Annotated in this window: 6 protein-coding genes; 1 reads left to right on the top strand and 5 read right to left on the bottom strand. The window is 42.6% G+C overall.

Annotated features, from left to right (window positions below; translation table 11 throughout):
- Positions 1-181 precede the first annotated feature (181 nt).
- The 3 genes from OCV58_RS12255 to OCV58_RS11995 all read right to left on the bottom strand — a co-directional run bounded on the left by OCV58_RS12255 (position 182) and on the right by OCV58_RS11995 (position 3,159).
- Positions 182-367: a hypothetical protein gene (locus OCV58_RS12255; RefSeq protein ID WP_394802439.1), complete on the bottom strand. Its 186-nt coding sequence runs from the start codon at positions 365-367 to the stop codon at positions 182-184.
- Between the two features lie 728 nt (positions 368-1,095).
- Entirely contained in the window at positions 1,096-1,626 is a 531-nt protein-coding gene (locus OCV58_RS12000) for a replication protein (protein ID WP_154877987.1), read from the bottom strand.
- A gap of 306 nt (positions 1,627-1,932) precedes the next feature.
- The gene (locus tag OCV58_RS11995) at positions 1,933-3,159 is read right to left on the bottom strand and encodes a MobA/MobL family protein (RefSeq protein ID WP_154877986.1); all 1,227 of its coding nucleotides are present in this window, start codon (positions 3,157-3,159) and stop codon (positions 1,933-1,935) included.
- 184 nt (positions 3,160-3,343) lie between these two features.
- Between OCV58_RS11995 and OCV58_RS11990 the strand changes: the two genes are divergently transcribed.
- Positions 3,344-3,901 (top strand): hypothetical protein, encoded by a 558-nt coding sequence (locus OCV58_RS11990; protein ID WP_154877985.1) that lies wholly within the window; start codon positions 3,344-3,346, stop codon positions 3,899-3,901.
- Positions 3,902-3,936: 35 nt separating this feature from the next.
- Here the strand turns inward: OCV58_RS11990 and OCV58_RS11985 are convergent, their stop codons facing one another.
- Both OCV58_RS11985 and OCV58_RS11980 read right to left on the bottom strand, forming a co-directional pair.
- On the bottom strand, positions 3,937-4,464 hold the full coding sequence (locus tag OCV58_RS11985) for a kinesin (protein WP_154877984.1): 528 nt from the start codon (positions 4,462-4,464) through the stop codon (positions 3,937-3,939).
- A gap of 175 nt (positions 4,465-4,639) precedes the next feature.
- Entirely contained in the window at positions 4,640-6,010 is a 1,371-nt protein-coding gene (locus tag OCV58_RS11980; RefSeq protein WP_154877983.1) for a hypothetical protein, read from the bottom strand.
- Between the last annotated feature and the right edge of the window lie 213 nt (positions 6,011-6,223).

Here is a 6,223-nt window from a genome sequence, read left to right as displayed (position 1 = left end):
CCATTATATATACAGGGGGCTTAGATTATCAATAGATTTATTCCCTATATCCCCATTATATATACAGGGGGCTTAGATTATCAATGAATTTTTTTTACCTTTCTTGCTTCTTGGAAAGAAACATGATAGCATCTCCGCAGAACGAAGAAAATGATTTCCTCCGTGAAATCAGAAAGCCCCGCTACTGCGGGGTTTTCTTTTTAGCACGCCTCCGACGGGATATTTGAAGCAGTTTTAATATGTAAATCGTCTTCCTTCGAATTACTGGCACCCAATCTGGCCGCTCAGCTTTAGCATATTTGCACAAGGCGGCATACGAAATGCAGCCGCTGCTTGTGATCCAAGCTTTGATTTCAGCTAGAATCATGTATTTCCTCACCTTGACCTGTTCAAATTTTTCGCTATATAATTACGGTACAGCATGTTGATGAAATGCTTCGTCAGGAAGCAAAGATAGGCCACGGAGCGGCAACTCCGTGGCCTATCTTTGCTTTTTACAGCACTCCAAAGAGTCTACTAAGAACGGCGGTTAGCCCCTATCTTGACCGTCTGCATAATCTAGCATATAATGGAGCTAAGATGAAGAAGAATTGATTTCCCTACGAAATCAGAAAGCCCAGCAGTGCCAGCTGCTGGGCTTTCCTTTTGTGGTTTTAATTCTTGCGATTACGCAGCCAGTTCATAAAGAACGTAGATGCGCAATTTACAATGAACGGAAGCACCACAGAACCGAAGAGAAGAAGAATTAGGTCTCCCACGAAATCACCTCCTTTCTGGGAGGCGTTTTTTATTATAGCATACCCAAAATAAGCTACCAAGGACGGCGGGTAGCCCCTGAAACACCCACACCATCAGGCGAGTACAGCTTCGGCCGACGCCGAAAAGGCAAACCACCCCCAGTCCCTACGGGACAGCCCCCATGAGGGGGCGCTAACATGGGGCATTAGCCCCATATTAAAGATGCCAGGCAATGCCTGGCATGGTTGGGAATTGAGGGAATATGTGTAATATTAGATGTTTGCGGCCTGCGGCGATGAAACACCAATCCGTCTGATTTTGGATAGGCGCTTTGGGATTAACCGCCGCCCTTGATGGCTAATCTTCTATTAGAACTGGTTTTCTTTTCAAGATATATTCTTTGACAATGGCTATTCTGTTGCCATTGAAAATGTAGCTTGGATTTATAAAATAGTAGGTAGCAACGTATGTCTCAGCGATAAAATTAGCTTTTATGAGTTCAGATATTCCTCGTTCAAAAGTACTTCGTGATAGTAGCTTCTGTTCATCTTCGGACAGCATATCGTAATTTAATATGATTTCTGTTTTATTTTTGCCTTCCACGCCGTAAAGTTGGTTATATACAAGTCTAAATACTTTTTTTCCTGGGCTTTTAAGACCTAGAATTGCTGCAACACCATCGGAATAGAGCTTGACAAATTGGTTTCGTTCTACTTCTTCCTTATACCATATTCCTGCAGCTCCTTGTAATTCTCCAGTTTCTTTGTTCATTACCACTAGTGCGCTATTGTCTTTTGAAGCTATTTTCTTGTAGCCTATTTGAGTATGCTCAGCAACATCTTTTATGAATGGATTTTCTTTGTATTTTGGCACTTTTCTACGCTTCATAATGCCTTTCACCCCTACCTCTATTATTACAAATAATAATAAATTTCGCCTTTTATAACACCAAAAATAAAAATATTTTGACGTTATAATTGTATCATAGTATCTTTTTAAATGCAAATATCTATACTTATGTAACGTTTATAACGTCAAAATACGTATAAATTTGACGCTGTAAAACATTAGAGTTGACTTTTTGATACGCGGGTTTTGACGGAATGAATTGAGGATTAATGCGGTTTCGTCGGTTATCTTCTTCTTATTATTATAATAAGGGCTTTTACCTACATCTACCCTTGTTTTTTCCTTTTAAAGATTCCAGCCTTTGTACATCTCAGCTTCAGCACGTGTTACCTGATCCTTCGACCGGTCATCCTCTCTATCTTCCCACCAAGCAGCGAATCGTCCTTTACCGGATTTCAGTCCTTGCGCAATCAGCCGATCTATCATTTTTTCTTTCACAGCTTCTCTCTCATGGGCCATGGGTTTGGTTTCAGCTCCACTTGTATATGGAGCCTCATCAACGCCATGGTGCCTAGAGCAAATATGACTATCTGAAACGTGTTTCATCAGCTGCAGCCGCAATCCATACAGTTTATTTGCAGCTAATGTGCAGTTACTGATCCGTCGATGGACATTGGGAACTGGATTTTTCGAATCGGCTGCCATCGTTTTAAGGCGGTCTTTTTCAGCCTTGTATGCGGCCTCACGCTTGTAAATAGCTTGTTTGAGGTCTTTTGCAGTAACAATAATGGGTTCGGCCATCATGGCACGGATAGTTTCCAGCTCCCGTTTTTCCTTTTCCAGATTTTCCAGCTCCGTATTTACAGTACGGATATGCTGATACGATTCCATAGCTTTCGTGACGAACCCTTTGCGGTACATCGAAACGGATTTTGCGCCGACATGTCGTGTCGGCACTCTGTCTATTCCTTGATCCTCCAGAGATTTGCACGAAATTCGCTCTTCTCGCCCTGCTTTTTCCAAAGCGGTATTAATTACCCTTTCAGCGGACTCTCGGACCTCACAGAGCCATTTACGGCGATTTTTCCCTGTAATCTGGCGGCTCTTGCCGTATCCCCCGTTCGTTTGGCCATCTTTATGGCGTGGGCGGCGGAAATATTCCTCTCGTGACGGTTCTTCCCGCTGCCGATCGATTTCACGCTCACAAAATATAATGTGCACATGGGGGTTCGGCTTACCGGAAATTCGGCCTTCATTGGTATGTAATGCCCAGGTATAGGCATGGTTTTCCAAATTTTCACGGCAAAAATCCCGTATCACCTCGCACTGCTCTTCCATGGATAGCTCATTGGGCAGGGCCATACGGATTTCCCGGTATTGCGTTCCCCGCTCGCTGACTTCATCCTGATGCCAAAAATCATGAGCTGAGGTCGCCCAGGACGGCAAGTTTCCACTTTCCGAGCAAAGTAATTCTTCTTTTTTTCCCTCATACTTGCCTTCCCGCTGAATATAGTCGCTTTTGGCGCCGGCGCCGGCGGACGGCGTAGAAACATTCACAGAATATATGGCCATGGCGATTCCTCCATTTCATTTTATAAACTCCTTATAACCCCGTAGGGCGCACGCATTTCAAAAGAAATGCCTAAGTGCGCATTCCTTGTTTTTTATTTTACTCTATTCTCACGATTTTGTAAGTATTATAATTAGAAATGACACAATAAAACCGTACCAGTGCTTATCGAGAGGAGAACATAATATGAGCGAAGAAAAGACAAAAAAAAGAGTCCGAAAAACGCTTACCGAACAAATTGCCGAAAAAGAAGAGCGTATAAAAGCCCTACGGGCCGAAGCTGCCAGACTAAAAAGAAGAGCCTCCGCAAAAGAAAGAAAAGCCCGAACCCATCTGTTAATCAAATATGGGGCCGAGCTATTCAATGCGTTGCAGATCAACATCGATGACCTTTTGAAAAAAGAAAATTCGGAGCAGGTCATCCGGCAACAAATCGAAAAACAGGTCATCCTCCACACGATCGGAAACGAAATTCTTCAAAAAACCGGCATTTCCGCCGCCGATCTTATCGCCGATCCTAGAGTAAACGCACAATTTTTCCGTTTTCTACAACAAGCGGATCAATTACTTTTCGCACATTTTCCAAAAAATGCTGATACTGGCAATGATGCAAATATTTGTCTATCCTATGCTCCTTGGTCGCACTGGTGGATTCTCTTCAAAAAAAATGAGGCTTCGTTCCCTAAAGATGGGCTTAAACGCTGGAATCAGGTCCATAATAACGTGAATAATGAATCAAAATAAACAAAGGAACAACCTGTTTACGGTTGTTCCTTTGTTTATTCTACCCGATTCATCAGCCGGGCCCAAAATGACCGGTTACGCAGCCGGTCATTCTTTTCTTTTTCCACTTGCAGCTCCCGGATTATACCTTCATTCTTTTCCTTCAAGGCATCCAGCTCTGTTCCCAGCTGCTGATTTCGTTGTTGCAGTTCCCGAGCCGTATGCTCTGCCAATTTGTATTTAGGCTGTATTTCCATCATTTTCCCCTGCATAGCGATGATTTGCTGCTGCAACTGGGAAATTTCTTCCTGTTTTTGCATCACCAACAGTTTATATTGGTTGCATTCGTGCATAGCCGCTGCCAATTTTTCATTTTCCAGATCCTGCAGAACAACGGTGTCGCCAAAACCACGTAGTTTATCCATGATTTCCACTGCTTTTCGGTCAAACATCCATTCACCTTTGACTATACTAGCGTGGACTCCGTCAGCATTAATTTCGTCGAGATGTCTTTTGACCCATTGCACTATGCCTTGCCTGCTTTTTATATTATACCGGCTCATTAAATTTGGTATCGTAATCATATCATCTACCACCCGTAAACGCGTTGACTAGATAGTTTACATTTGTACTACCTTTACAAAAAATCCTGTATTTTATCGTATTTTTACCATGCAAACGAGCACAAACATATTTATGTTCATTATTATACCATACGATGATACCACCACATACAGTAAAATCGCTCAAATCATAATTTTACTCTCCCGACCACCATTTCCGAATTGTCTTTGGGTCAAGCCCAGTATCGCGACGACAGTCTATTTTTCGCCCATCTGGGTTTTGGCGTCGCCACTCAAGCACTTTAGCTTGAGCCGTTCCACTTCCAACAGGACGCCCTTGTGATTTTTCTCCTGCTTGTTTCAAAATAGCAAGCTGTCCCCGAGCTAACCTCAAATGCAAATCCTGCTTACGTCCATTCCGCTTGTTTCGTTCAATCCGTACATCAGTCAGTGCCTCTATATCTGCAATAGTAAAATTAAAATATTCTTTATCGTAGGCCTCCAATGCACTTTTTACATCGTCCTCGGTCAGCACATTTTCATGCTTTACCATCTGCAAATCCTCAAAAGCTTCCTGCATATCCTGGCAGAGCTGCTTCTTGGACACACCGCATTTATAAGCGTAAATAGCCATACACATGAGAAAGAAATACCGGTGTCCGCCTTTTATCTCACCAATGCGCCGCAACCACCAGTGATATAGCGCATGAGGATCATCACCATGCACTTTTCCAGCTATATCCCACTGTTTCCGACGTTTATCGCCATTTACCACCACCCGTTCATACCATTCCGGATAGGCTTCTTTCGCTTCGGCTCGCGTCATTTTCGACGGCCTAAAAGGCCGATTGAGATCTACCCGGTTTTCCGGCTTCGCGTAGGCATTCAAATATTCTAAAGTTACCTGCTTCCCAATACGAAATGCTACCAGTGGAGTATCATACTTCTCATTGATACTCCCTACCATACGAAAGGTTTGATTAATGGATTGATACTGAATCGCTTCCATCTGCGACGTACCTTTATATTCCCACATCCGGAAAGTAAGGTCATATTTCAAGCTTTTCATCTGAATTTTTATGTTTGGATACAGGTCTATCGGCTGCTGAAACACATAGTAAATGTGCAATCCTGTACCCGATAAAACTAGAAAAGTAGGCATCGGAAGCCGTCGTACCCTCGCTGGATCACCACCAAACCGAAGAAAAAGATTTCGCAACTCTCCAAGACCAACGCCGTCCAGATCAAAAATAAGCGCATTCATCCGCTGCGCATTCTCAAGCCGGTTCCTATTTCGCCGGTATACAAGACCACTACACAAAGTAAAATTGTTCTTTTCTACCAATTTTACATAGTCTTGCTCCCAAGTATCGCTATACATCTTCCGTTGCCGGATTCGCTGCTCTTTGTCACGGTATAAATAGACAGCACTGGGATGAGAGAAATCCTGGCACTTTACCCCAGAAACTTCATTATCGGGAAAAATCTCTTTATAAAACGCATAGCCATCCACTTCCGAAAACTGTTCACTCAAATATTCATAGCATTCCTGATAATTTTTAGTCATCTTTTTACCTCTCACGCCCTATAAGGGGGCTTAGATTATCAATACATTTTTTTTACCTCATGTCCATTATATATACAGGGGGCTTAGATTATCAATAGATTTATTCCCTATATCCCCATTATATATACAGGGGGCTTAGATTATCAATAGATTTATTCCCTATATCCCCATTATATATACAGGGGGCTTAGATTATCAATGAATTTTTTTTAC

The organism is Megasphaera stantonii (genome assembly GCF_025567065.1).
In the GTDB taxonomy this organism is placed as follows: domain Bacteria; phylum Bacillota; class Negativicutes; order Veillonellales; family Megasphaeraceae; genus Megasphaera; species Megasphaera stantonii.
The sequence above is the reverse complement of the archived record's forward strand: the minus strand, read 5'-3'. Positions and strand labels throughout refer to the sequence as shown.